The organism is Acidianus infernus, from assembly GCF_009729545.1.
In the GTDB taxonomy this organism is placed as follows: Archaea; Thermoproteota; Thermoprotei_A; order Sulfolobales; family Sulfolobaceae; genus Acidianus; species Acidianus infernus.
The window spans coordinates 609,724-632,161 of sequence record NZ_WFIY01000004.1 but is presented as its reverse complement, the minus strand read 5'-3'; the positions used below and the strand labels follow the sequence as shown (position 1 = coordinate 632,161).

32 protein-coding genes and 1 tRNA gene are annotated in these 22,438 nt (G+C 32.7%); 19 read left to right on the top strand and 14 right to left on the bottom strand.

Annotation, left to right across the window (positions count from 1 at the left end; all coding sequences use genetic code 11):
* Positions 1-66: 66 nt before the first annotated feature.
* From lysW/argW to D1867_RS03750, 9 genes are all read left to right on the top strand, one after another.
* Positions 67-237: an alpha-aminoadipate/glutamate carrier protein LysW gene (gene lysW/argW, locus D1867_RS03790; RefSeq protein WP_155862877.1), complete on the top strand. Its 171-nt coding sequence runs from the start codon at positions 67-69 to the stop codon at positions 235-237.
* Entirely contained in the window at positions 234-1,085 is an 852-nt protein-coding gene (gene lysX, locus D1867_RS03785) for a lysine biosynthesis protein LysX (protein WP_338077952.1), read from the top strand. The genes lysW/argW and lysX overlap by 4 nt, the downstream gene beginning before the upstream one ends.
* Complete coding sequence (gene lysJ / locus D1867_RS03780) at positions 1,082-2,245, top strand: [LysW]-aminoadipate semialdehyde/glutamate semialdehyde transaminase (protein WP_155862875.1); 1,164 nt, start codon at positions 1,082-1,084, stop codon at positions 2,243-2,245. Before lysX ends, lysJ begins: the two co-directional genes overlap by 4 nt.
* Positions 2,193-3,233, top strand: coding sequence for an N-acetyl-lysine deacetylase (locus D1867_RS03775; RefSeq protein WP_155862874.1), 1,041 nt, complete (start codon positions 2,193-2,195; stop codon positions 3,231-3,233). The genes lysJ and D1867_RS03775 overlap by 53 nt, the downstream gene beginning before the upstream one ends.
* A complete protein-coding gene (gene uppS / locus D1867_RS03770) occupies positions 3,215-3,988 on the top strand; it encodes a polyprenyl diphosphate synthase (RefSeq protein ID WP_155862873.1) in 774 nt (257 codons plus the stop codon). Before D1867_RS03775 ends, uppS begins: the two co-directional genes overlap by 19 nt.
* A 41-nt stretch (positions 3,989-4,029) precedes the next feature.
* On the top strand, positions 4,030-4,416 hold the full coding sequence (locus tag D1867_RS03765; protein WP_155862872.1) for a 30S ribosomal protein S8e: 387 nt from the start codon (positions 4,030-4,032) through the stop codon (positions 4,414-4,416).
* Positions 4,413-4,688: a hypothetical protein gene (locus D1867_RS03760; RefSeq protein WP_013775694.1), complete on the top strand. Its 276-nt coding sequence runs from the start codon at positions 4,413-4,415 to the stop codon at positions 4,686-4,688. The genes D1867_RS03765 and D1867_RS03760 overlap by 4 nt, the downstream gene beginning before the upstream one ends.
* A gap of 51 nt (positions 4,689-4,739) precedes the next feature.
* Positions 4,740-4,830 (top strand) — tRNA-Lys (locus tag D1867_RS03755).
* A 36-nt stretch (positions 4,831-4,866) separates the two neighbouring features.
* A complete protein-coding gene (locus tag D1867_RS03750; protein WP_155862871.1) occupies positions 4,867-6,192 on the top strand; it encodes a class II fumarate hydratase in 1,326 nt (441 codons plus the stop codon).
* Here the strand turns inward: D1867_RS03750 and D1867_RS03745 are convergent.
* The gene (locus D1867_RS03745) at positions 6,176-6,973 is read right to left on the bottom strand and encodes an MBL fold metallo-hydrolase (RefSeq protein ID WP_155862870.1); all 798 of its coding nucleotides are present in this window, start codon (positions 6,971-6,973) and stop codon (positions 6,176-6,178) included. The genes D1867_RS03750 and D1867_RS03745 overlap by 17 nt on opposite strands.
* Positions 6,974-7,014: 41 nt before the next feature.
* Here D1867_RS03745 and D1867_RS03740 point away from each other — a divergent pair, with 41 nt between their 5' ends.
* Entirely contained in the window at positions 7,015-7,710 is a 696-nt protein-coding gene (locus D1867_RS03740) for a DUF3834 domain-containing protein (RefSeq protein WP_155862869.1), read from the top strand.
* Here the strand turns inward: D1867_RS03740 and D1867_RS03735 are convergent.
* Complete coding sequence (locus tag D1867_RS03735; protein ID WP_155862868.1) at positions 7,696-8,526, bottom strand: CBS domain-containing protein; 831 nt, start codon at positions 8,524-8,526, stop codon at positions 7,696-7,698. The genes D1867_RS03740 and D1867_RS03735 overlap by 15 nt on opposite strands.
* A 31-nt stretch (positions 8,527-8,557) precedes the next feature.
* Between D1867_RS03735 and D1867_RS03730 the strand changes: the two genes are divergently transcribed.
* Positions 8,558-9,013: an 8-oxo-dGTP diphosphatase gene (locus D1867_RS03730; protein WP_276608428.1), complete on the top strand. Its 456-nt coding sequence runs from the start codon at positions 8,558-8,560 to the stop codon at positions 9,011-9,013.
* Here the strand turns inward: D1867_RS03730 and D1867_RS03725 are convergent.
* From D1867_RS03725 to D1867_RS03710, 4 genes are read right to left on the bottom strand one after another with little or no spacing between them, the layout of a single operon-like run.
* Positions 8,996-9,244: a hypothetical protein gene (locus tag D1867_RS03725; RefSeq protein ID WP_155862866.1), complete on the bottom strand. Its 249-nt coding sequence runs from the start codon at positions 9,242-9,244 to the stop codon at positions 8,996-8,998. The two genes, D1867_RS03730 and D1867_RS03725, sit on opposite strands and share 18 nt — an antisense overlap.
* An 8-nt stretch (positions 9,245-9,252) precedes the next feature.
* The gene (locus tag D1867_RS03720) at positions 9,253-9,444 is read right to left on the bottom strand and encodes a hypothetical protein (RefSeq protein ID WP_155862865.1); all 192 of its coding nucleotides are present in this window, start codon (positions 9,442-9,444) and stop codon (positions 9,253-9,255) included.
* Positions 9,445-9,500: 56 nt separating this feature from the next.
* Complete coding sequence (locus D1867_RS03715) at positions 9,501-10,466, bottom strand: alpha/beta hydrolase-fold protein (protein WP_155862864.1); 966 nt, start codon at positions 10,464-10,466, stop codon at positions 9,501-9,503.
* Positions 10,463-10,981 carry a DUF429 domain-containing protein gene (locus tag D1867_RS03710; RefSeq protein WP_420809287.1) on the bottom strand — a complete coding sequence of 173 codons (519 nt, stop codon included), beginning with the start codon at positions 10,979-10,981 and terminating at the stop codon, positions 10,463-10,465. Before D1867_RS03710 ends, D1867_RS03715 begins: the two co-directional genes overlap by 4 nt.
* A gap of 26 nt (positions 10,982-11,007) precedes the next feature.
* Between D1867_RS03710 and tpiA the strand changes: the two genes are divergently transcribed.
* Together tpiA and D1867_RS03700 are read left to right on the top strand one after the other, a co-directional pair.
* Positions 11,008-11,706: a triose-phosphate isomerase gene (gene tpiA / locus D1867_RS03705; protein ID WP_155862862.1), complete on the top strand. Its 699-nt coding sequence runs from the start codon at positions 11,008-11,010 to the stop codon at positions 11,704-11,706.
* A complete protein-coding gene (locus D1867_RS03700; RefSeq protein ID WP_155862861.1) occupies positions 11,693-12,136 on the top strand; it encodes an alanyl-tRNA editing protein in 444 nt (147 codons plus the stop codon). The genes tpiA and D1867_RS03700 overlap by 14 nt, the downstream gene beginning before the upstream one ends.
* On the opposite strand, the gene D1867_RS03695 is transcribed toward D1867_RS03700, so the two are convergent.
* From D1867_RS03695 to purE, 3 genes are read right to left on the bottom strand one after another with little or no spacing between them, the layout of a single operon-like run.
* Positions 12,119-12,451 (bottom strand): winged helix-turn-helix domain-containing protein, encoded by a 333-nt coding sequence (locus D1867_RS03695; protein WP_155862860.1) that lies wholly within the window; start codon positions 12,449-12,451, stop codon positions 12,119-12,121. The two genes, D1867_RS03700 and D1867_RS03695, sit on opposite strands and share 18 nt — an antisense overlap.
* On the bottom strand, positions 12,448-13,539 hold the full coding sequence (locus D1867_RS03690; RefSeq protein WP_155862859.1) for a 5-(carboxyamino)imidazole ribonucleotide synthase: 1,092 nt from the start codon (positions 13,537-13,539) through the stop codon (positions 12,448-12,450). Before D1867_RS03690 ends, D1867_RS03695 begins: the two co-directional genes overlap by 4 nt.
* Positions 13,511-13,987: a 5-(carboxyamino)imidazole ribonucleotide mutase gene (purE, locus tag D1867_RS03685; protein WP_155862858.1), complete on the bottom strand. Its 477-nt coding sequence runs from the start codon at positions 13,985-13,987 to the stop codon at positions 13,511-13,513. The genes D1867_RS03690 and purE overlap by 29 nt, the downstream gene beginning before the upstream one ends.
* Positions 13,988-14,041: 54 nt before the next feature.
* On the opposite strand from purE, the gene D1867_RS03680 reads away from it, so the two are divergent.
* The gene (locus tag D1867_RS03680; RefSeq protein WP_155862857.1) at positions 14,042-14,911 is read left to right on the top strand and encodes an FAD-binding protein; all 870 of its coding nucleotides are present in this window, start codon (positions 14,042-14,044) and stop codon (positions 14,909-14,911) included.
* A gap of 8 nt (positions 14,912-14,919) precedes the next feature.
* The gene (locus D1867_RS03675) at positions 14,920-15,849 is read left to right on the top strand and encodes a nucleoside hydrolase (RefSeq protein WP_155862856.1); all 930 of its coding nucleotides are present in this window, start codon (positions 14,920-14,922) and stop codon (positions 15,847-15,849) included.
* Here the strand turns inward: D1867_RS03675 and D1867_RS03670 are convergent.
* From D1867_RS03670 to D1867_RS03660, 3 genes are all read right to left on the bottom strand, one after another.
* Positions 15,846-16,124 carry a helix-turn-helix domain-containing protein gene (locus D1867_RS03670; protein WP_048054582.1) on the bottom strand — a complete coding sequence of 93 codons (279 nt, stop codon included), beginning with the start codon at positions 16,122-16,124 and terminating at the stop codon, positions 15,846-15,848. The genes D1867_RS03675 and D1867_RS03670 overlap by 4 nt on opposite strands.
* Positions 16,125-16,196: 72 nt before the next feature.
* Positions 16,197-17,186 (bottom strand): MFS transporter, encoded by a 990-nt coding sequence (locus D1867_RS03665; protein ID WP_155862855.1) that lies wholly within the window; start codon positions 17,184-17,186, stop codon positions 16,197-16,199.
* On the bottom strand, positions 17,183-17,491 hold the full coding sequence (locus D1867_RS03660) for a hypothetical protein (RefSeq protein WP_155862854.1): 309 nt from the start codon (positions 17,489-17,491) through the stop codon (positions 17,183-17,185). The genes D1867_RS03665 and D1867_RS03660 overlap by 4 nt, the downstream gene beginning before the upstream one ends.
* A gap of 157 nt (positions 17,492-17,648) precedes the next feature.
* On the opposite strand from D1867_RS03660, the gene D1867_RS03655 reads away from it, so the two are divergent.
* From D1867_RS03655 to D1867_RS03645, 3 genes are read left to right on the top strand one after another with little or no spacing between them, the layout of a single operon-like run.
* Positions 17,649-19,613: a protein kinase domain-containing protein gene (locus D1867_RS03655; protein WP_338077951.1), complete on the top strand. Its 1,965-nt coding sequence runs from the start codon at positions 17,649-17,651 to the stop codon at positions 19,611-19,613.
* Between the two features lie 2 nt (positions 19,614-19,615).
* The gene (locus D1867_RS03650) at positions 19,616-20,248 is read left to right on the top strand and encodes an amidohydrolase family protein (protein ID WP_205737134.1); all 633 of its coding nucleotides are present in this window, start codon (positions 19,616-19,618) and stop codon (positions 20,246-20,248) included.
* An 11-nt stretch (positions 20,249-20,259) separates the two neighbouring features.
* Positions 20,260-20,637 (top strand): RidA family protein, encoded by a 378-nt coding sequence (locus D1867_RS03645; protein ID WP_155862853.1) that lies wholly within the window; start codon positions 20,260-20,262, stop codon positions 20,635-20,637.
* On the opposite strand, the gene D1867_RS03640 is transcribed toward D1867_RS03645, so the two are convergent.
* Positions 20,634-20,816 carry a hypothetical protein gene (locus D1867_RS03640; protein WP_155862852.1) on the bottom strand — a complete coding sequence of 61 codons (183 nt, stop codon included), beginning with the start codon at positions 20,814-20,816 and terminating at the stop codon, positions 20,634-20,636. The two genes, D1867_RS03645 and D1867_RS03640, sit on opposite strands and share 4 nt — an antisense overlap.
* A 77-nt stretch (positions 20,817-20,893) precedes the next feature.
* Complete coding sequence (locus tag D1867_RS03635) at positions 20,894-21,613, bottom strand: CBS domain-containing protein (RefSeq protein WP_338077950.1); 720 nt, start codon at positions 21,611-21,613, stop codon at positions 20,894-20,896.
* Positions 21,614-21,757: 144 nt separating this feature from the next.
* Between D1867_RS03635 and D1867_RS03630 the strand changes: the two genes are divergently transcribed.
* Positions 21,758-22,429: a DsbA family oxidoreductase gene (locus tag D1867_RS03630; protein ID WP_155862851.1), complete on the top strand. Its 672-nt coding sequence runs from the start codon at positions 21,758-21,760 to the stop codon at positions 22,427-22,429.
* Positions 22,430-22,438 lie beyond the last annotated feature (9 nt).

The window sequence follows — 22,438 nt, the reverse complement described above, 5'->3', positions numbered from 1 at the left end:
CTTCAAACCAATTATTTTCATATAAACTTTTGAACACTAAACTTGTTACTATTATTTCGACCAAATATGGTAACACTTAAATGCCCAGTTTGTGGAGGTCAAGTTAACGTAGAAGACGATGCATTACCAGGAGAAATAGTTGAACATGAATGTGGAGCTCAATTAGAGGTATACAAAGAAAACGGTAAGCTAGCACTAAGATTAGCAGAGCAAGTAGGAGAGGATTGGGGAGAGTGATAGTTGGAGTTACGTATGATTTACTTAGATGGGAAGAGAGAAATTTAATTCAAGAAGCTACAAAATTAGGTCATAAAGTAATACCAATTTACACTAAGGATTTTTATCATTTATTTTCTGAGGATAACCAATTTCAGAATCTAGATGTAGTTTTACAAAGGAACACTTCTCATCAAAGGGCCTTATCTACATCTCTAATCTTTGAAACTCTAGGTTATAACGTAATAAACGATAGTAGAACATTAATCAATTGTGAAAATAAGTTAATAACCACAGCATTACTATCTAGGCATAATATAAAGGTTCCTAAAACTGCCATAGCATTTTCTAAAGATAAGGCACTGGAAGTGGCAAGCAAGCTAGGATATCCTGCAGTAATAAAGCCTATTGAAGGTAGCTGGGGTAGAATGGTTGCTAAAGCAGTAGATGAAGATACATTAAGGAGCTTTTTAGAATACCAAGATTATACTTCAGTAGGATTTAAGAATGTCTATTATATTCAAGAATTTGTAAAGAAGCCTGACAGAGATATAAGAATCTTTGTGATAGGCGATGAAGCTCCAGTAGGAATATATAGGGTAAATACTAAAAATTGGAGAACAAATACAGCACTAGGAGCCATAGCAGAACCTCTAAAAATTGACGATGAATTAAAAGATTTAGCATTAAAGGTAAAAGAAGTAATAGGAGGTTTCTTTTTAGGAATTGATGTATTTGAAGATAAGGAAAGAGGTTACTTGGTAGACGAAGTTAATGGAGTACCAGAGTTTAAAAATACGGTAAGAGTAAACCAATTTAACTTGTCTGAATATTTAATCAGGAAAATAGAGGAGTGGATAAGAAAATGAAGCTTATAGAATTTTATGCTACAAGAGGCTTAAGGATAGTAAAAGGAGAAAATCAATATGTATGGGATGATAAAGGGAGAAGGTATTTAGATTTACATGCAGGTCACGGAGTAGCATTTTTAGGACATAGAAATAAGATAGTTTTAGAATATTTAGAGAGGCAAATGTCAGAAATAATAACACTTACTACAGCTTTTGACACTCCTATAAGAGAAGAAATGCTAAATGAGATGGAAAAAATAAAGCCTGACGACCTAGACAACGTATTCCTATTAAATTCCGGTAGTGAAGCCGTAGAATTGGCATTAAAAACTGCAAGGAAGATAACTGGTAAAAGAAAATTAATAGCTTTTAAAAATTCGTTCCATGGTAGAACTTCTGGTTCACTATCAGTTACATGGAATAAGAGATATAGAGAACCATTTGAACCTTTATTGGAACCAGTAGAATTTCTCGAGTTTAATAGTATAGAAGATTTGAAAAAAATTGACGAAAATACTGCAGCTGTTATAGTAGAGCCTGTTCAAGGAGAAGGAGGAGTTATACCTGCAAAGGAGGATTTTATGAAAGCTTTAAGAGAAACTACACAAGAGAAAGGAGTCTTGCTAATTGTTGACGAAGTTCAAACTGGTTTTGGAAGGACAGGAAAAGTGTGGGCTTATCAACATTTTGGCATAAAGCCAGATATAATGACCGCAGGTAAAGCAATAGGCGGAGGATTTCCAGTCAGTGCAGTCTTTATGCCAGATTGGATAGCCGAAAAACTCAGTGAAGGAGATCACGGTACAACTTATGGCGGTAATCCTTTCGCAGCAGCAGCGGTTACTGGAGCAATAAAGGCATTGCTTACTGACAATGTACCGGAGCAAGCAAGAGTTAAGGGTGAAATATTTATGAAAATGCTTAATGAAGCTTTAGCTGACTTTAAATCTGTTAGAGAAGTTAGAGGGCTTGGATTAATGATAGGAGTCGACTTAAGACTTAATCCGGGTAAAGCAATAAAATATCTACAAGATCATGGAGTTTTATCCCTAAAGGCCGGAGTATCAACAATAAGGTTCCTTTCACCTTATATGATAACTCAAGAAGATATGGAGCTGGCAGTAAATGCAACTAGACAAGGAGTCGCTATTACGGAAGGCAAAACAGTATCTTCTTGAACTGGCAAGTATATATACTCCGTCAGGAGAAGAAGCTCGAGCGACGAATTTTTTTGAGAAAGTTTCCAAGGAGTTAAATTTAGACTTGAAAATTACTAAAACAAAATCTTTCCTTTTAGGAAAGGGTGATTTCTTATTAGCTTCCCACGTAGATACTGTCCCTGGATTTATAGAGCCTAAAGAAGAAGGAGGGATAATATATGGTAGAGGAGTAGTAGATGCTAAAGGTCCATTAATCTCAATGTTACTTGCAACTTGGATATTAAATGAAAACGGTTATAAAGTTCAATTTGCTGGACTTTCTGACGAAGAAAATAAAAGTAGCGGTGCAAGGGAACTCGTAAACGCAGGTTACTCATACAAAGGAATAATAATAGGCGAACCAACTAGTACAACTAAAATAGTTATAGAATATCGCGGAGTTATCCATGTAGACGTCATTTGTAATTATGAATCTCAGCACTCATCTTCGGCAAATTTCAACCCTATCCTAGAAGTATCTAAGAAGCTCATTGAAATTTCTCAATTACCTACAACCTATGATAAGCCTTCGATAGTGCCTACAATAATAAAAGCTGGTGAATATGTAAATGTAACTCCTTCGACAGTCTACTTACATTTTGATATAAGATATCCCTACGGATTTAAGTTAGACGATATACTACTGAAATTAAAAGAGGAGTTTGCTTCATGTGAAATAAAAATAACTGAACAAGTTCCTCCTGTTAAGGTTAATGCTAACGATAAAATAGTAAAATCTTTATATAGGGCATTGCTTCTTCAGAATATTAAACCATCATTAGTTAGAAAAGCTGGGACAAGCGATATGAACATTCTATCGGCAATTACTAAAAATATAGCTACATATGGCCCTGGAGACTCAAAATTAGAACATACTTTGTACGAAAAAATAACTTTGGAAGAAATATTTATAGGAATAACCACCTATACAAAAGCAATAGAAGATCTATGTTACAGCGATTGTTAAAGCCCGTTTATGTAATTTATGAGAAATGGCTTTGGAATCAGATTAAGTCTGGACCTATTCCTAGACATGTGGGTATAATACCGGACGGTAATAGAAGATGGGCTAGGGAAAATAACTCAAGCTTTAACGAAGCGTATCTTCAAGGGTATAGAAAACTTAAGGAAGTTTTAATTTGGTTAGCAGAGCTTGGAGTAAAAGACGTTACTGTGTTTGCGTTATCCACAGAGAATTGCGATAAAAGGAGCTCGCAAGAACTTAGTGTAATTTTAAAGTACATAAAAATGGGTATAGACGATCTTTTAACTGAAGATTATATCTACAAGTATAAAGTAAAAGTTAGAGCTATAGGTCAGCTTCATAAGCTTCCAGAGGATCTTAGGTTATCAATCTCTAGAGTTGTTGAAAAGTCTTCATCATTTAACGAAAGGAGTTTAACCCTTGCAATATGCTATGGTGGTAGGCAGGAAATATTAGATGCTGTTGCAAAGCTTTTAGACGAATATAAAAAAGGTTTAGTAAAAGATATCGTATTAAATGAGGATACTTTTAGAAAATACTTTTATGATAAAGAGCTAGAAGATATAGATCTTGTAATAAGGACCTCTGGCGAGATGAGAATAAGTAATTTCCTTTTATGGCATTTAGCTTATTCTGAATTGTTCTTCTGTGATGCATACTGGCCCGAATTTAGGAAAATAGATTTATGGAGGGCTATTAGGTCATACCAAAGAAGAAAAAGGAATTTTGGAGCTTAACTTTTTATCCTATAATAGTTTTTCTTATAAAGTGATAAGAGATGGGCGTTTATCAAGGTAATGATTTGAGGAAAATAACTGGAGGGCTAAAGGGTAGACATAGGGATAAAAGAAAATTTGAAATGGGTGAATTGCCCACAGAGACTAAACTTCATACAGAGGATATAAGAGAAAAAGTAAGAGTTATGGGGGGCAATTTTAAAATTAAACTGAAGTATGCTGCTTTTGCTAACGTGTATAATCCATCCGATCATACTTATAAAAAGGTTAAGATTCTAGAGGTAGAAGAAGTACCTTCTAACAGAGAATATGCAAGGAGAGGTATAATAGTAAAAGGTGCTAGAATAAGGACAGAAATAGGTGAAGCTATAGTAACCTCAAGGCCTGGACAAGATGGAGTTATAAATGCAATATTGGTTCAGAAATGAGCTTAAGAGATTATGAAGGTAATAAAATAGCAATTTGGTTAGCATATTTTACTGCAGATAGCAGAAGGAAGGGAAGAAAAACTAAGAAAGTTAAGATTACCTTAGATGATCTTTTTTCTGCAGCTAAAGCTCTTGGTTTGGAACCAGAAGTTCTAGATAAGGTACATCCAGGAAGCAGAGTTAAAGGATTAATAATGGTTAAAAAAGTTAAAGGTAAATATAAATTAATAAAGGATATTTATTCATATTTACAACAGCAAAAGAAACTTTGATATAATGCTTATGCAATAGTTTTATAAACGGCAATAAAATGTTATTTTTGTGGGCCCGTAGCTCAGCCAGGTAGAGCGACGGGCTCTTAACCGCTAGGGAGTAACCCGTAGGTCCCGGGTTCGAATCCCGGCGGGCCCGCCACCATTTTTATAAATCCCTATTTCATATATAGAGATCATGAAATATACCGAAGTTGCTCCTAAACTTTTTATGAACACTGGTACTAGATTTCCGAGGAAAATAATTTGGGCTATGGGGTTAGTTAAATTAGCTTGTGCAAGGGCAAATGCAAAATTAAACCTTTTAGATAAAGATATAGCAAAGGCAATAGAGGATGCTTCAATAGAAGTTATGGAAGGCAAGCACGATGAAAAAGTAGTCTTAGATGTTTTTCAGACGGGCTCTGGTACGGGATTGAATATGAATATTAATGAAATTATAGCAGAAAGAGCTTCTGAACTGTCTGGTAAGAAAATCCACCCTAATGATCACGTCAATATGTCGCAATCATCAAATGATGTAGTTCCTACAGCTATTAGAATAGCTGCAGTTTCTAATGCAATAGAGAATTTGATGCCATCACTTAGAGAAATTATCTCATCACTTAACGAAAAGAGTAAAGAGTATGAGAACGTTATAAAATCGGGAAGGACGCATTTAAGAGACGCCTTACCTATAACATTGGGACAAGAATTATCAGCATATTATGACGCCTTAAGTCACGATTTAGAACAACTGAATAATGTTATCGAGTATGTTAAGGAATTACCTATAGGTGGTACTGCAGTTGGAACTGGTTTAAATGCTCATCCCAAATTTACTGAAGTAGTGATTCAAGAAATAAATGAATTAACATCACTTAATTTTAAGACATCAAATAAATTTAGATCTATGAGGTTTTTAACAGATCTTTTATTACTTAGTGGAGTAATGAGGAACATAGCTATAGAACTTTATAGGATAGGTCAAGACTTCAGACTAATGTTTTCTGGTCCATTTACTTCAATTGGAGAAATAGATATTCCAACTCAAGAAGAGATTGCTGGAAGTAGCATAATGCCGGGCAAAACAAATCCAGTAACAGTTGAGGCTACATTATTAGTCTCATCAGAAGTAGTAGGCTTAGATCAAGCCAATCAAATGGCTTCAATGTTAGGCGAGTTTGAGTTAGCTATGGGGGTTCCATTAATTGGTTATAATATTATATTGCAAGAGAACCTTCTATCTGAAGCTTTACGCAAGTTCTCCTCGTTAGTAATAAACGGAATGAAGCCCAATGTAGAAAAGATGAAGAGATATGCTGAAAGCAGTCCATCGTTGATAACAGTTATTTCTCCTATAGTTGGTTACGATAAAGCTTCACAAATAGGTAAAATGCTAGTTAAAGGTATGTCAATAAGAGAAGCGTTAAGAGAGATGGGATTCAGCGAAGAGGAAATTAATAGAATTTTAGACTTAGAACAACTGGTAAAAGCTGGAATTCCGGCTAAATCTCAAAAGTAACGCCCTTGCTTTCTACTTTTATATTTTTTGCTACTTCTGATAAGATTGATTTAGCCGTTATCTCATTTAAAATTACTGATGTAGGATTTATTTCGTTTTTACCTCTTTTAATCATGAGTTTAATTACGACTTCTTCTGCAGTCATGGGATTTCCTCGTATAATATCTTTAATTTCTTCTACAAGCTTCTTGTTATAATCAATGTTAAAGTTTAGTAGTTCTATCATTTTTTCCTTTTTATATATTGGTCCATGAGAAATTATGATAAAATCTACGGATTTGACAAGCTCTTTTAATTTATCTAAGCTATCTTGTGCAGCCCAAAAATCAGTATAAAATGGGAAAATGAAAGATTCCAATACTTTTTGTCCAAAGAATGCATCACCGCAATACAATACGTTGTCTATCTTATAAGCCACATGTCCTGGCGTATGTCCAGGAAGTTTTATTTTCTCTACTTCACTATCAGTAAATTCGTCCTTTAGTTCTTCCTTTATAAGATCATAAGTAAAAATGCTAGAATTTTTTGCACTAAATCCATAAGTTATCGCTCTTCTCCCTATTATATTTAAACTCCAATAATCTTCCTTTGGAAGAAATTTTATCTTTGCATTTTTGAATAGTCCAGCAATATGGTCCATATGACCATGAGTTGCCAATTGTACTTCTGCATTAATATTTAAATCGGCATTTTTACCACCTTGGTCTATTACTACTCTCTCGTCATAAATGAGTGTGTTAGGACTACCTGGTATAACTTCTACATTTTTACTTAATTTCATAAAGTGTTATCTTTTTTTACTTTTTTATCTCTTTTTATCATATGTTAGTAACAACGCCTTTTGCAGGGCCAGTAAGTTTTCCATTACTAGTGGCTAAAGAATTAGGAGGAGAACAAATTAATTTAAAAAACTCATGTGAAACCAATGAAATAGGGGATATAGTTCTAGATTCTATAACTAATATTGCTAAACTAAAAGTAAAAGGGTATAAGATAGTTGCTGGAGTTTACATAGATATGTATAGTATTCTAGGTAACAAGAATTCTACTAAGCTCTATACAATAAGAGCAGGAACGCTAGCAGATATAAATGCTCGTCTTTATGCAAAATATACTAGCAAAGAAGTTATAAATACTGATGCAGAAACAGCTGTAAAAAAATCAGAGGAAGGAAATCTTGCAATAGTTGGAATAGAGATTAAATTAGGCGAAAAACTAGAGGATGAACTTGATAAATTAGGCTTAAGAGCTCCTTCTTGTGTAATTTACTCTAAAGTAGACCCTACTAGCTTGTTAAAAATATATGAAAAGGGAATAAACATTATTAGAAAAGATCCTAAGAATTCTGCTAGGGTAATATCTTCTTTGTCTAAGTACTATACTTTAAACGTAATGGAAAATATAATAGAGCATTATAATCATAGGTTAACAACAAACTTTCATGAATTAAAGAAATCCATAGAAGTGTATTCACAAATAGTGCCTTCTGTAGCTGATTTACAATTAGGTTTTTCGTAAAAATTGTAAATGTAATTGATAATGTAATGCTATTAATAAGTCTCTTTCGGTTATTATTCCTTTAGGTCTAGATTCATCATCTAATATTAACAAGGAACCAATATTCTTCTCTATTAGAGTAGCAGCTGCTTCATTTATAGATCTATCTTCTTCTATGCTTATAGGCGGGGTGCTCATTATATCAGTAACTTTCTTACTAAAGAAGTAATCTGGATCTAATTTTTCTACACTCTTTGAAGCGGCCTTTATACAATCAGCAGCTGTCACTATTCCTATTACCTTTCCTTCATCATCAACTACAGGTAATCTCCTAAATCCTCTATGTAACATTTGTCTAGTTGTCTGCACAAGGTCAGCATCTTTATTTATTGTAGTTACTTTTTTACTCATGAACATACTAACTGGAAATAGAACCTCAAGATCTTGAAAATTCAAGAGCATTTCTCTTTCTGTTACTATACCAGTTGGTCTACCTAAGTCATCAACAACTGGTAAAGATCCGAAGTTCCTTGTTACCATGATAGTTATTGCCTCCAATATATCATCTTTTTCGTTTACAACCGCAGGATTCGGGGTCATGTATAAAGATGCCTTCATATTGCTCATTTTATATAAATCTCCTTGGCTACAATTTTGAGGACAGAAGCTAAGGTAAACAGAAAGTAAATCTCTAGTAGAAAGTATTCCTTCTACCTTCTCATTAGCTATTATTACTCGTCCAATGCCTCTCTCATTAATCCTCTTAAAAGCCTGCATTAAGTTATCTTCAATTGAAATTATAGGAGGCCTTAATACCTCTAATGTCTTTACTATCATACAAGAATATTGTAAGAAGAGGTAAAAAAGATTGGAGCTACATACGTGTCTTAGTATTATAATTCAATCTGACAAATTATTAATGATAAAAAAGAAGAGGGGATTAGGAGAGGGACTTATAACTTTTCCTGGAGGAAAAGTAGAAGAGAACGAAACTCCTTTAGAATGTGCAATAAGGGAAACAGAAGAAGAAGTTGGCGTAAAAATAATAAATCCACGAAAAGTAGGTGTTATTACATTTAAGCAAATCAATGGTAATGTTCAAGTAATGCATGTGTATTTAGCTACAGAATTTATAGGCATCTTAAAAGAAAGTGATGAAGCTATACCTATTTGGGTACAGCGTAACGATTTACCATTTAAGAATATGTGGGTTGATGATAGAATATGGTTACCTTTAGTTCTTGAGGGAAAATATGTAAATTGCGTATTTGAATTTACAAATGATTGGAAATTTATGGTTTCATCTTTATGCGAATTTGCATGATTTTGGCTTTCCAAATAATATTTTAAGGACTTTAGACAAGCATAAATCTTGACTTTCTTTACACTCGAAAATTTTTACGCCTTTATTCCGATACTGTTCCATTTTTTCCCTAGTTAACGTCTTAACTATTATTACTTGTAGATTTTCTTCATTTTTATTTTCGTCTTCCTCTATTTCTCCATTCTCCTTTATTATGTAAGTTTTCCCATTTTCAAAACTTATTCTATACATATCTTCACCTAAAAGAATATTATTGAGACTAGAAAAGATACTATTCCAGCGCTTAAAAGTATACCTCCTAACGTAAATAAGTCCTTTTTATTTATAGTAGAAGGTGCAAATTTTGTTAGTATTATATAGCCTATTCCGAACGTACTTGTAACTGAAGCTATAACTAATAGTGTTAATTTGAATAGTAGTAGGATATCCATAGATATATATCAATTTCTATAGATAAAAAAGTTTATAACGATTTTGAATGGAATAATCAGCTTATCATAGATAAATATTTTTCTATAAAGCTTATTGAAATATCTAGTCTATAAGAAGTATTCATATGTCCGTCTTCATATTCTTCATAGTAATGCTCTATGCCCATCTTCTTCATCTTATTGTGAAGAATTCTAGCACCATATTGAATATTGTATTCATCCTTTATTCCTACATCAATGAATACGCCTTTATTCTTTAATTTTTCTCCAAGTTTTTCTATTATTCTTACCGGATCTTTCTCTAACCATTTTTTCCATAAATCTTCTATAATTTCTCCAGAATCCAAATCAAAAGGAAGTAATATTTTTCCTTCTGGACTAGGAGAATAAAATGCTGACATGCCTATTATGTTAAGTACGTTTAAGTCTTCCTTTTTCTTTTTATTTTGTTTTTTCCAAAAATTATTTAGCCATTCTTCTGGGGAAGAGAATTTTCTCAAATATGGTATTACTTTAGGAAACATTGGCAGGTAAACATACTCAAAGTATGCGTCACCAGAATGAGAAGCTATTGCTTTGATTTCATTATATTTCATGCCTAAGACTAATGCACCATAACCACCGGATGATTTTCCTATCAAACCTATTTTTCTACTCTTATATTTTTCTTCTAGATATGGTATTAATTCCTTTATCAAAAAATCTTCATAAAAACCTACAGCTTGTGAGTTAATGTATTGATTTCCTCCTACTTTTGTGAACATATCTGGTAGAACTATAATCGAACCATTAATTTTACCCTCTTTCTTAAGTCTCTCTACTCTACTTAGAATATCCTCAGATAATGGATCATAATTTAACATTGATAGCGAAGATCCAAGAAATCCACTTAAGTATATTATTATTGGCTTGCCAATAGGATCTTCTGGTTCTATTATGCCTATACGTCTAATATAAGGATCTTGCAAAGGATTATCCTTCAAAATTTCGCTTTCGAAATTGATAAAATTTAATCTTATCATTGATTACCTATGTGTGGAAGTGTATAATAACCTTCACTCATTTTAATCGGCTTCGGAAAACCTTTAGGTAATAAGTAAACTGTTCCATCATTAGCAGAAATTTCCAGAGCAAGATGATTATCATAGGCATAAGCAGTAATGGCACAAATTACTGCGTCTATTTCATCCTTCTTTCTTGAATAATCTTTCCAATTAATTCCCAAATTTTTCATTGAGGATGTTGGATGAGTTTCTATAACATTTGGTAATAAACTAGAAAGTTTAATGGCCCTTGTTACCAGACTAACCATAAAAGATGGAGGCAAAACTCTATAACCATTTCTTATCATTGTCTTATCTACTTCTCTAAATCCTTTAGAGAGAGATAAAGGAGAATCAATACTTGTCACTTTTGCGTCTTTGCAGTAATTGATAATTTCTTCATCAGTAGATAGGAATTTTACCTCTATTCTACTATCTATCATTTTTGCTATTGCAGATTTTCTCTTTACTGCTAAATCAACTCCACAATAAATAAAAATAAGCTGTCCCCCCTAATCTTATGAAAAAGCCAATAATATTAATAAATTTCAAGGCTTACGAGAACTCTTTTGGTAAAAAAGGTATAGATATTGCAAAAAAGATAGAGAAAGTATCAATAGAGTATTCTACTGAAGTTATTTTATCTGTTCCGGCTACTATGATACCTATTCTTTCTCAGGAGGTATCATTACCTATTTATGCGCAACATGTTGATCCATATCCTTTAGGCGCGCATACTGGATCTTTATTACCGGAAATGATAAAAGAAGCTGGAGCAAAAGGAACATTGTTAAATCATAGCGAGAAAAGGATAAGAGCAGATGAAATACACGACGCATTAATCAGATTAAATAGACTAGGTTTAGAATCAGTAGTTTGCGTAGATAGATATGAGCTTGTAGAGCCAATGGCTCTGTTAAAACCTACAGCCATCTTAATAGAACCGCCAGAATTAATAGGTTCTGGAATTTCTGTATCAAAAGCTAAACCAGAAGTAATAACTAACGCTGTTAAAGAAATTTCCAAAGTACCTGGAGTATTTATAATAGCTGGTGCAGGAATAAGTAGTGGAGATGATGTATATACTGCAGTAAAATTGGGAGCTGATGGGATAGGCGTTGCTAGTGCTGTAATGAAAGCTAAGGAACCAGAAAAAGTAGTTGAAGATTTCATAAAAAGTGGAATAAAGGCAATGGAGGAGAAAAATGATAGAAATTAGGACTCATAGTGCTTTACATGTTCTAAAAGGTGCAACAAGAAAAGTTTTAGGCGCTAAATGGACTGCAAGTACTTATGTTAACGGTCCTCACGGTAGGTTAACTGTCCAATTTGAGAGAAAACCTACTGAAGAGGAAATTAATAGAATATTTGTAGAAGCACAGAATAAAATAAACGAAGGTGTGCCGTTTATTACTGAAAAGCTAAGCAGAGAAGAAGCAGAGAAAAAATATGGAGACGAGATTTACGATCTATTTCCAGTGCCTCAAGAGGTAAAAGAACTTTATATTGTAATAATTCCAGGATGGAACATAAACGCTTGCAATAAACAACATGTTAATAATACAAAAGAAATTGGAGAAATAAAATTAGATCACTGGAGATATAGGAACGCAAAGAAATTACTAGAACTATCATTTAATGTCATTTAGCTTCTTAGAGTATTTTTCAAGCACCGCAGAAACTTCGTTCATTGCCTCTTCATAAATCTTAAGAAGCTGTTGTACTTTATCTGAGACTATAGTTCCTCCTGCATTCTTTCCTCCTTTTTTCATTTCTATTCCTCCTATTTCTGATTCAATTTTTCTCACATATTCCCAAGCAAATTTATATGATAAGTTAAGATTTTCGGCAGCTTTAGAAATAGACCCCGTATTAATTATTTCTTTTAATAATTCAACTCCACCTTTACCTAATATAGAATTTCCATTATCGTCTTCTATCCAGATTTTAAAATTAAATTTCATAAGTCCAGTCCTTGAGGATATATTATCTTCATAACATTATCAATTTTTTCTTTTACGTCCTCCAAATTATCTCCTATAATATTCACGTGACCCATTTTTCTCCTTTTCCTAACTTCACTTTTCCCATACCAGTATACTTTGCCAAATTTTAATACGTCCTTAGGAACTTCTCCTACACCCAGTATATTTACCATTCCAGAAGGGGAAAGTATTCTTGTTGAGCCTAAGTCTAAATCCGCTATAGCTCTTATATGTTGTTCAAATTGTGAAGTCTCCGCCCCATCTAGTGTATAATGTCCAGTATTGTGAACCCTTGGCGCAATCTCGTTTATTAAGACTTCATTGCCTCTAACAAAGAATTCAATACCAATTGTACCTATATAATCTAGCTCTCTAGTTAATCTATCTGCTATTTCAATCATTTTCTCGTTATAATATGGTCCATAGTTATAGACTAAAATTCCCTTCTCATTATAATTAAATGTGGGAGTAAAGGCCTTAAACTCTCTTCTACTCCTTGTAGCTATTATTGAAGCTTCAAAATCAAAATTCACATACTCCTCTACTACGAATTTGCATTTCATGTTCTTTATAAATTGATACTTATCTACATCTCTGTGTATAAAATACTGTCCTTTTCCGTCATATCCACCTCTTGACTTTTTTAAAACTCCTTCATTGTTAAATTCATCCTTAAGTATTTTCAAAGCTTCTTCTCCATCATTAGCTACATAAAATCTAGGTACGGGAAAGCCATGATCCCTTAAGAATTCCTTTTCCTTATATCTCTCCCTTTTTAACTCTACAGAATTAATCTTAGGATATAATTTTCCTTTTTCTTCAGCGTAATCTAAAGCTTTCTCACTTACGTGCTCAAATTCAAAGGTTACTATATCTGATGAGTCTACAAGTTCTTTATATTGATCTTCTGAGAAGCACTTATCCGCAATTCTACATGCGGGTTCGTCCTTATTGCCAAGTACGTAAAATTCAAATGGAAATTTTCTTCCTTCTAATATTAGCATCCAGCCTAATTGACCTCCGCCCAATATTCCAATCTTAAGCTTGGAGAGATGTTGATAAGACATCGTTTCTCATATCTTCCATAAATTTATTTAACTTTTCTTCCAAATCTTTATATTTTATCGAAAGTATTCTGATTGCCAACAGTGCAGCATTTTTAGCTCCACCTATGGCAACAGTTGCTACTGGGACTCCGTAAGGCATTTGAACTATTGATAATAGCGAATCTAATCCATTAAGATTTTTAGAAGGAATCGGGACTCCAATTACTGGCAGAGTAGTTAAAGATGCAGTCATTCCAGGTAAGTGCGCGGCTCCTCCTGCGCCGGCTATTATGACCTCAATTCCTCTAGATCTTGCGGTCTTTGCGTATTCAACCATAAACTCCGGAGTTCTATGTGCAGAGACAACTTTTACTTCATAACTAACTCCAAATGACTTTAATATATCTACTGCCTCTTTCATGTATTCCCAATCTGATTTACTTCCCATTATTACTCCTACAAGTGGCATAAAATCTTAAGGGGCTCAAGTATTATAAGGTTTTTTAAATCAAGAGACTAACTGATGGAAGTATATAACGAGAAGGAATTATATAATTCCATTAAGGATGCTTATTTAAGTGGCAAAAAGGTAATGATTATAGGCTATGGAAAGCATTCAAGTCCTAGAAAATCTGATATTTATCTGAAAATTAAAATGGATTACTACAAAATAGAGAAAGAAGGTTACGTTGAAGCTTATGCAGGAGCTTCTGTCGATAAGATAAGGGAGGAAGCATCGGAGTATGGACTACTATTACCATGCTTATATGACGGGAGTATTGGCGGACTTTTAGCAAACAATGAGTTTTCTCCTTTATCTACACGTTACGGCAAACCGTACGATTTTACTGATAAGGTATTTTTCATCACCCCTTTTGGTAAAATTTCATGGAAAATTATTATAGGTAGCAAAGGTAGATTAGGTGCAATATATAAGGCAAGGTTAAAATTATTTCCAAAACCTACTAAGGTTTTTACTTTCGAAAGGTCATTTAGTAAAAAAGATGAAACTATAGCCTACGTTAATAAGTTGATGCATTTAAAACCTTTAGCAATGCTGGTTGAATACGATGGAAAATATACTATTCATGCATCTTATGATTTTGATGCTAAAATACATGGGTTTTCAAAAGATGAAGGAGTAGCAACTATTGAAGAAAGCAATAGTAGTAATGGATATTACGTTACTACTCCCACTATAGAAGATTTTATGAGTACTATAGAAAATACTCAACCTATTTATGCATATACTGTAGTTGGTTCTGGAATCAGCAAATTATATGTCGCTGATGAAGATGCAATAAAGAAATTAAATTATTTTACACACGACGATATCCCAAGGGTGTATTGGAAATTAAAAGCAATATTAGACTTTAAGAATATATTTGCATAGGGTTATGCATGTCAAGGCATTTTATAATTGATTGCGATACAGCAGAAGACGATATAATGAGCCTTTTTATGCTTTTACGTTATGGAATATCTGTAGAAGGAATAACAATAGTTGAAGGTAACATAAGTTTTGATCAAGAAGTAAACAACGCATTATGGGCATTAGAATTTATAGGTAAGGAAATTCCAGTTTATCCAGGTAGTCAGAGGCCTATTGTAAAAAATTATAGAACAGTTGAAAACGTACACGGCAAAGGAGGTATAGGCGATAAAGTTGTTAAACCTAGCAAATTAAAGGCTAGTAATAAGCATGCAGTAGATGCTATAATAGAACTTGCAGATAGATATGCAGGGGAATTGGAATTTTTAGCAATTTCACCTTTAACTAATTTAGCCTTAGCGTATTTAAAAGACAAGAGTTTAGCTGAAAAAATAAAGAAAGTATGGATTATGGGCGGTACAATATATGGCAGGGGTAATATTACGCCAGTAGCCGAGTATAATATTTGGGTCGATCCAGATGCTGCTAAAGTAATATTTAGCTCTGGTATGGATTTAACAATGGTTGCATGGGATCTAATTACAAATTATACAATTAATGCTGAAGAATGGAATAAAATAAAATCTATGAATACTAAGCTTTCCTCGTTCTATATAGATATTTATACTCATTACAGAAATTATGCTATGACTAAACAAAAAATGAAAGGTCATCCACACCCAGACTTAATAACAACTGCTATCGCGATAGATAGCTCTATTGCAACTAAAGTGGAAAAACAGTACGTAGATATAGAAAATTGTGAGTGTTTAACTAGGGGAATGACGGTTATTGACTACTTGGGAATTTGGAATAAAGAGCCTAATGCAAACGTAGTTTATGAAATTAATAAGGAGAAATTCATAAGTATGCTCTATAATTTATTAGCTTGGTTTTAACAATCAAATCTACTACATAATGTGAATTCCATGTCTTCTATTAACTTTTTCATAAATAAATAATATTTGTAAAGTTCTTCTAGTCCTTCTTCTGTTATTGAAAATATTATATCTCTTCCTATTATTGCTCTTTTCTCTACATATCCTCGATTCTCTAAGCTTTTCATTGCTTTTATTATATTCTTTTTCGGAATTCCAGTGTATTCTGCCAACTCCTTTATACTAAGCTCTCCTTCTGCTAAGTTTGTCAATATTACTAACTGTGTTATATTCACATGAAATATTTTGTCACAATATAATTTAAGCAGTTAGTATGAAAAGTTAGATAGAAGAGTTTTTTATATTCCCTAATATTTTCCAAAATTTATAGCAGTAAGTACAATTAAAGATAGAACAGATGATAAAAATATGGCGTCTCTAGGACTTTGTATAATTGACGCAATTAGATATCCTAGAATCCAACCTACTATCTGCATTGTTACTGCAGAGATATAATTTTTCTTGGATATGGATAGTGATAATGGAATTATTGATTCCCATAGTCCGTAGAATACGGAAAAATAAGGAGAAATTATTATTAATGATTGCAAAGAAAATAGAATAAGAGAAATATTAATTGCTTTTTTACTCGAGATAAAAGAAGAAGTAAAAGCTATTATGCTACCTAATAGCTCTGCAAATGTGGCTATAATTCCTATTAATGTATCACTTAAATTATACATCTCCTTTATAACTAAATAAATAAACTGACTTGATAATGCTACTGGAAGTATAATTAGAGAAATTATTGGATAAAATTCGATTTTTGGATCCGCGTTTTTGATTTCTTTTTGCATAATTAATGGTAAAAATGAAAAAATAATGAAAAATGCGGATATAATAAATAGGTAAGTAAATCCTAGATACTGTGAGATTATTCCTCCTATTGAGGGCATAAATATTGATGGTAAAACCGATATTGCCCAAATCTTTGATATTGTGCTTTTTCCTTCTATTTCCATTAATTCATAAAAGGCCGGTAATGCTATGTAGAATGAATTATACATTATCATGAAAATATAAAGTGATATAATGGAAGAAGCAAAAGGAAGTAATAAAATTCCTATTCCAGAAAGACTCATTCCTAAAATTATGCTATATTTATCTCCAAATTTCTTGTTAATTTTTCCTCCAAGGTAAGGTAATGGCAAGGCAAATATTAATGTTGTTAGATAAAAAAATCCTAATTCGGAAGGTTTTATATATCTAACTAGAAATATTGAAAGGAAAGGATAATATAGATAAAATCCTATTCCCCAAAGAATCCAACTAATAGCTAATTTTAATAAAAGTTTCATTGCTGATCAAATTTTTCTAGTAATTGATCAACAAGATCCTTTTCTCCATAAATTATCATATCATCGCTAGTATCATCATAGTATTTCTTTATTATCTCATAAGCTTTGTCTACTCCACCGTTCTCAATGTCTGATATAACTCCTCCTTGTAATTTATCATCTTCATAGATAGATATTATACTATCTTTATACATCATAATTCTAAACGCAGAAATTATTTTTCCATCTTCAACTTTTTTATATAAATATATAGTAACTAAAGGTTCTGTCATACTATGTCTCATGTATTCTAGGTGTTTTAGCATATATTTACAATGTAGTTTTATATCTAAAAATTAGTTGTTCTACTGTAATACTATATAATGCTCTTTCCTCATTATTTAGTGTCCTATTTTAACTAAATAAGAGATATGTATTATTAAGCCGAAATCTAAAAAGAGTTATACCGAAATCAAATTAATCGTGCAGTTTGTATTTACTGACGGTAATAAAAGGTACATATTTAATGACGGAAAAGTTGAGGAATACTTTGGAAAATTAAAAACTAAGGATAATATAATAGGCTATCTGGCGACAATAGATGGAGATAAAATAAAATTGTCAAAATTTCCCATTTATGACTGTTCTAAAATTATTTTTGAAGGTAAGCTTACTTTAAAAGTAGGTAACCTAGGTTACTTATTTGAATCGAATGAATCTCTTTGCTTATTTTTAGGTAATATTGATAATCCCATATTTAATGAGAATTATTTAATCATAAAAGGTATAGTAATTATTAGTAGGAATAAAAGGAAGCTACTGGACGCAATGGATAATTATGACGTTATACAATATGCACTTTCTAAGTACTCTTCAGATGATGAAGTAATTCGACAAGCAATAATAGGTCTTTCAAAGCTTGGAAAATGCAGCGAAGCGATTTCGTTATACACAAAACTAGATAAGAAGTATCCAGAAGAATCATTAGCAGTGGCAGAATGTTATGAGAAAATAGGAGAAGAGCTGGAGGCTCTAAAGATCTATTCATTTTTCTCAGACGAAAGATATAAAATTCTAGAAGAAAAATTAAGAAAAAAAGTTGATAAAATTATAGAAGAATACGATGCCACAGGAAATGCCAAGATCTTATATAACGCGCTTTCAATTTTACCTACATACGATGCACCTGCTCTAAAATTAGGATGGCATTTTATTAAGAAAAATCCAGAGGAAGCTGTAAAATTCTTTGAGGAGGCTGTGAAGAGAAGTAGGTCTTATCATAACTTACTGATGTTAGCAAACGCTTATATAAAATCTGGTAAGTTTATGGATGCACTAAAAATAATTGAGGAAGCAGAAAAAGTACGTAGAACTGCGGGTTCCGCGTTCTTAAGAGGATTAGCCTTAGAAAGCTTAAACGCAAAGAGTGAGGCAGAAAAAGACTTCCTTTATGCATGTAAAGAAGGTATAGTAGAAGCCTGTGAAAAGGTTAAGCCGGGAGTCCTTTACTCTCCTAAAGATTTTTACCCAGAACAGTGGATAGGCTACGTAATATATGGATATGAGGTAAAACAAGTGCTAGGAACAGGAGGAATGGGTTATGTGTTATTGGTTGAAAGACTAGGTAAAAAGTATGCTATGAAAATAATGAAGAAAGAATACAACTTTGATGAAATGTTAAATGAAGTAGCTAAAATGCAGGAAATCTCAAAGAATTCAAAATACCTTGTAAGAATTTTAGCTAATTTCATTGACGAAAATTGGGTGGATTATTACAGTTCTCCCCCCGCTATTGTAATGGAGTACATGGGTGGTGGAGACTTAAGAGATGTGCTAGCAAAGGACGAATATTCAACTTTAAGGCACTCAGTTATCTGGCCTCAAGTAGTTTCAGTAATATTCTCTAAATTAGCTAATGCAATAATAACCATTCATAAAGAAGGATATATCCATTGTGACATTAAACCTTCTAATATATTATTTACTAACCCTTTACCTAATTACGGAGAAGAGGCACTAGAGGCATTAGAAAAAGAGCGTGTAATTCCAAAGCTTTCTGACTTAGGCAGTGCCGTAAAGATAGGAACTCCAGTAATTCATTATACTCCTTATTACGCTCATCCATTGCAGAGGTTTGGGCAAAGAGCTTCAACAGAGATGGATATTTACTCTTTCACGGTCTCATTATATGCTTCCTTGACTAACAATTTCCCATTTCCTGAATGGCTAGAAAGAGAATTGGAAGAGGCAGTAACAAATCCTTCAAAGAGGGAACAAGCATTAAAGGACTTTTACTCAGTAGATCCTAGAATGGATTATGTTCCGGAAGAGTTTAAAGATATTATAATGAGAGGCTTAAGAGGCGAAATAACCATGGAAGAAATTGCCAGAGACTTGAAGGACATAGCCATGACAGAATATAATATTCCAGAAGAAGTATTAATCTAATTGTGAGAATAGACGTTCATCAGCATCTAGGAATTAAATGGGTTAATGCAAAGGAAATTTCAGAATATTTTGACATTATTTTACTAAATCCTGCATATAAATACTCTTGTCAGTGCTGTGTGGACGGATTCTATCAACAATATCTTTGGCTAACGAATAAAAATGAACATAGAGAGAAATATCGCTTACTTGGTATATATAATCCAAAGTGTAGAGTTCCTTTAGAAGTAGAATTAGGTAGACAGTACGAGAAAGGAATAGTAGGCATAGTATTAACGCCAGAGAAACATGGATACAAAATCCAAGATATTGACAAGGTTCTAGAATTCGCCGAGGATCATAAAATGCCAATATTTATAAAGACTATGCAAGATCTAACTCAAAAAATACAAGAATTTACCCATTTAACTTTTGTAGTATTAGGCTCTTATTATCCAATGGAAGAAAGGCTCTATAATTTGCTTAAATATGATAACGTGTTTTTTGAGACCTCTGGTGTTCCAGAGAGCTTCTTAAATAAAATACCTACGGATAGACTGATTTATGGTAGCGGTTATCCTTATTTGCCCTTTAAGAACGTGCACTTAATCGATGTTATATCCAAGAATGCGTTAAAAATAATTAGTATACATTGATATCATAGTCGATGAAAGAAATAATCTATACTGAAAAAGCTCCAAGGCCTATAGGTCCATATTCTCAAGCAGTAAAAATGGGTAATCTAATATTTATATCGGGGCAAATTCCATTAGATCCTAAGTCAAATAATGTTGTTAATGGCGGAATAAAAGAGCAGACTGCTCAAGTTTTAGAAAATATTAAAGCGATATTAGAAGCAGCCGGTTCAGGGTTAGATAAGGTTTTAATGAGCTTCGTTTATCTAAAAAACATGAACGATTTTCAAGGTTTTAACGAAGTATACTCCATGTATTTTAAAGATAATCCTCCTGCAAGAGTTACAGTAGAAGTATCAAAATTACCTAAAGACGTTCTAATAGAAATAGCTGTTGTGGCGGGCATTTAAGAAAAAACTTTTTTCAATAGCTTTTCTACATGTGGGCAATTTAGGTCTAATAGATCGTGATTTCCATGTTCTATGCAAGATGCAGCTATTGGTTTTCCTTCTAGTAATACTATTGATGCTTCATCGTCTTCAATTATCGTATATGCAAGACCCTCAAAGATTTTTCTGTAGTCTTCCATTTTCTTCTCACTTATTCCATAATGATGTATTTTTTCACTTATAAGCTTTTCTTCTTCTTTCATAGATTAGTAAAAAATTAAATAGATAAGACTGCAAGAATTTCTCTCTCACTAAGGCTACCTAATATTTCCTTTGGACTAGTTACTGGTAAGAAACCTATGTTCTTTTCAGCCATTAGTATTCTTGCGGTCTCAATTTTATCGTCTGGATACACTTTAAAAACATTATTAGACATGAATCCAGAAACTTCTGTCTTTGTTAAATCTTTCTTTGCTAAAAGAGCCTTTCCTATATCTTTAGTTGATATAACTCCGCAGGGTAAATTATTGCAAGCAACTATAGCATGCCTAACATATTTTTGTTTCATAAATTCTACTACTTCTGCCAATGTAGTATCTGTTGAAATTATTAGTGGATTTTTGTTCATAATATCTTGCACGAACGAGTTTATGTCTGCCTTACAATATCTTATTAAATCTCTTTCAGTTATTATTCCTTCTATGTTATCTCCGTTGCCTACTACTAAAGATCCTATTCCTTTTGCAGTTACTATTCTACAAGCTTCTTTTAAATCAGAATTTTTATCTATAAATTGTAAATCAGAAGTCATAATTTTATCTACAGTATCGTCAATTTTTTCCCAATTATATACAATATCTCTTATAGTAACTATTCCATTAGATTCGACCACAAGTCTTCTTATATTATTTCTAATCATTATATTTAATGCATCGTATATTTTTGTATCTTTAGTTACTTTTATTACATCAGGAGACATGACATCTTTAACAAACACAATCTTTCACCTCTTCTAATCTTTCATCTTTTATTATTATAATCTAGCTGAAAAAGCTTAATTTCAAAGATTTTAATGAGAACCAATAATTGCCGTTAATGTTTAAGGTAATGTTAAAAACTACTATTTTTAATCTTACATAAAATGATAGAGATAAAATTCTTCCATGACGTGCTATGCCCTTACTGCTTTATTGCGACTAGGAGATTAATGAACGTAGTGAAGGACTATAAAGATCAAGTTATTGTTAGGCATAAATCTTTTATGATGATATCTTCCCTTGAAGACCTAAAAGACATTGCTCCAACAATAGAAGAGGTTAGAGAGTTATTTAAAAACGAATTTTCTATACTAAAAAAATATATTCCAGATTATGATCCTGAAAAAGTAATAAATAAAGGTAAAATAGGTTATGTTTGGTCTCTTCCACCTCAGATGGCATGCAAGGCAGCAGAGTTTCAAAAAGGGGACGAAGGTCACTGGGAATATTATAAGAGAGCTCAAGAAAAATTATTCTTTGAAGGAGAAGATATAACTTCAGATGATGTACTAATAGAAATTGCTAAAGAAGTTGGGCTAGACGTTGAAAGGTTTAAAGAAGACTTCAAGTCAAAGAAGGCAAAATTAGCGGTAATACAAGACGAAGAAGAGGCACATGCAATGGGGATACATGGAGTACCGGCAGTTTTAATTAATGACAAATGGTTAATTAGAGGAGTTCAAACTGAAGATTATTATAGGCAAGTAATTGAAGATTTAATAAAGAATGGAGGAGAGCCTAAAAACGTTAACCTAAAAGCTTATTGGGAACAATGAAGAATATTC

What these genes read in the sequence shown, in the direction of transcription:
- lysW/argW (WP_155862877.1), top strand. Translation starts at nt 67, where the DNA reads ATGGTAACACTTAAATGCCCAGTTTGTGGAGGTCAAGTTAACGTAGAA.
- lysJ (WP_155862875.1), top strand. Translation starts at nt 1,082, where the DNA reads ATGAAGCTTATAGAATTTTATGCTACAAGAGGCTTAAGGATAGTAAAA.
- D1867_RS03775 (WP_155862874.1), top strand. Translation starts at nt 2,193, where the DNA reads ATGCAACTAGACAAGGAGTCGCTATTACGGAAGGCAAAACAGTATCTT.
- uppS (WP_155862873.1), top strand. Translation starts at nt 3,215, where the DNA reads ATGTTACAGCGATTGTTAAAGCCCGTTTATGTAATTTATGAGAAATGG.
- D1867_RS03765 (WP_155862872.1), top strand. Translation starts at nt 4,030, where the DNA reads ATGGGCGTTTATCAAGGTAATGATTTGAGGAAAATAACTGGAGGGCTA.
- D1867_RS03760 (WP_013775694.1), top strand. Translation starts at nt 4,413, where the DNA reads ATGAGCTTAAGAGATTATGAAGGTAATAAAATAGCAATTTGGTTAGCA.
- D1867_RS03750 (WP_155862871.1), top strand. Translation starts at nt 4,867, where the DNA reads ATGAAATATACCGAAGTTGCTCCTAAACTTTTTATGAACACTGGTACT.
- D1867_RS03745 (WP_155862870.1), bottom strand. Translation starts at nt 6,973, where the DNA reads ATGAAATTAAGTAAAAATGTAGAAGTTATACCAGGTAGTCCTAACACA.
- D1867_RS03740 (WP_155862869.1), top strand. Translation starts at nt 7,015, where the DNA reads ATGTTAGTAACAACGCCTTTTGCAGGGCCAGTAAGTTTTCCATTACTA.
- D1867_RS03735 (WP_155862868.1), bottom strand. Translation starts at nt 8,526, where the DNA reads ATGATAGTAAAGACATTAGAGGTATTAAGGCCTCCTATAATTTCAATT.
- D1867_RS03725 (WP_155862866.1), bottom strand. Translation starts at nt 9,244, where the DNA reads ATGTATAGAATAAGTTTTGAAAATGGGAAAACTTACATAATAAAGGAG.
- D1867_RS03720 (WP_155862865.1), bottom strand. Translation starts at nt 9,444, where the DNA reads ATGGATATCCTACTACTATTCAAATTAACACTATTAGTTATAGCTTCA.
- D1867_RS03715 (WP_155862864.1), bottom strand. Translation starts at nt 10,466, where the DNA reads ATGATAAGATTAAATTTTATCAATTTCGAAAGCGAAATTTTGAAGGAT.
- tpiA (WP_155862862.1), top strand. Translation starts at nt 11,008, where the DNA reads ATGAAAAAGCCAATAATATTAATAAATTTCAAGGCTTACGAGAACTCT.
- D1867_RS03700 (WP_155862861.1), top strand. Translation starts at nt 11,693, where the DNA reads ATGATAGAAATTAGGACTCATAGTGCTTTACATGTTCTAAAAGGTGCA.
- D1867_RS03695 (WP_155862860.1), bottom strand. Translation starts at nt 12,451, where the DNA reads ATGAAATTTAATTTTAAAATCTGGATAGAAGACGATAATGGAAATTCT.
- D1867_RS03690 (WP_155862859.1), bottom strand. Translation starts at nt 13,539, where the DNA reads ATGTCTTATCAACATCTCTCCAAGCTTAAGATTGGAATATTGGGCGGA.
- purE (WP_155862858.1), bottom strand. Translation starts at nt 13,987, where the DNA reads ATGCCACTTGTAGGAGTAATAATGGGAAGTAAATCAGATTGGGAATAC.
- D1867_RS03680 (WP_155862857.1), top strand. Translation starts at nt 14,042, where the DNA reads ATGGAAGTATATAACGAGAAGGAATTATATAATTCCATTAAGGATGCT.
- D1867_RS03675 (WP_155862856.1), top strand. Translation starts at nt 14,920, where the DNA reads ATGTCAAGGCATTTTATAATTGATTGCGATACAGCAGAAGACGATATA.
- D1867_RS03665 (WP_155862855.1), bottom strand. Translation starts at nt 17,186, where the DNA reads ATGAAACTTTTATTAAAATTAGCTATTAGTTGGATTCTTTGGGGAATA.
- D1867_RS03660 (WP_155862854.1), bottom strand. Translation starts at nt 17,491, where the DNA reads ATGCTAAAACACCTAGAATACATGAGACATAGTATGACAGAACCTTTA.
- D1867_RS03645 (WP_155862853.1), top strand. Translation starts at nt 20,260, where the DNA reads ATGAAAGAAATAATCTATACTGAAAAAGCTCCAAGGCCTATAGGTCCA.
- D1867_RS03640 (WP_155862852.1), bottom strand. Translation starts at nt 20,816, where the DNA reads ATGGAAGACTACAGAAAAATCTTTGAGGGTCTTGCATATACGATAATT.
- D1867_RS03630 (WP_155862851.1), top strand. Translation starts at nt 21,758, where the DNA reads ATGATAGAGATAAAATTCTTCCATGACGTGCTATGCCCTTACTGCTTT.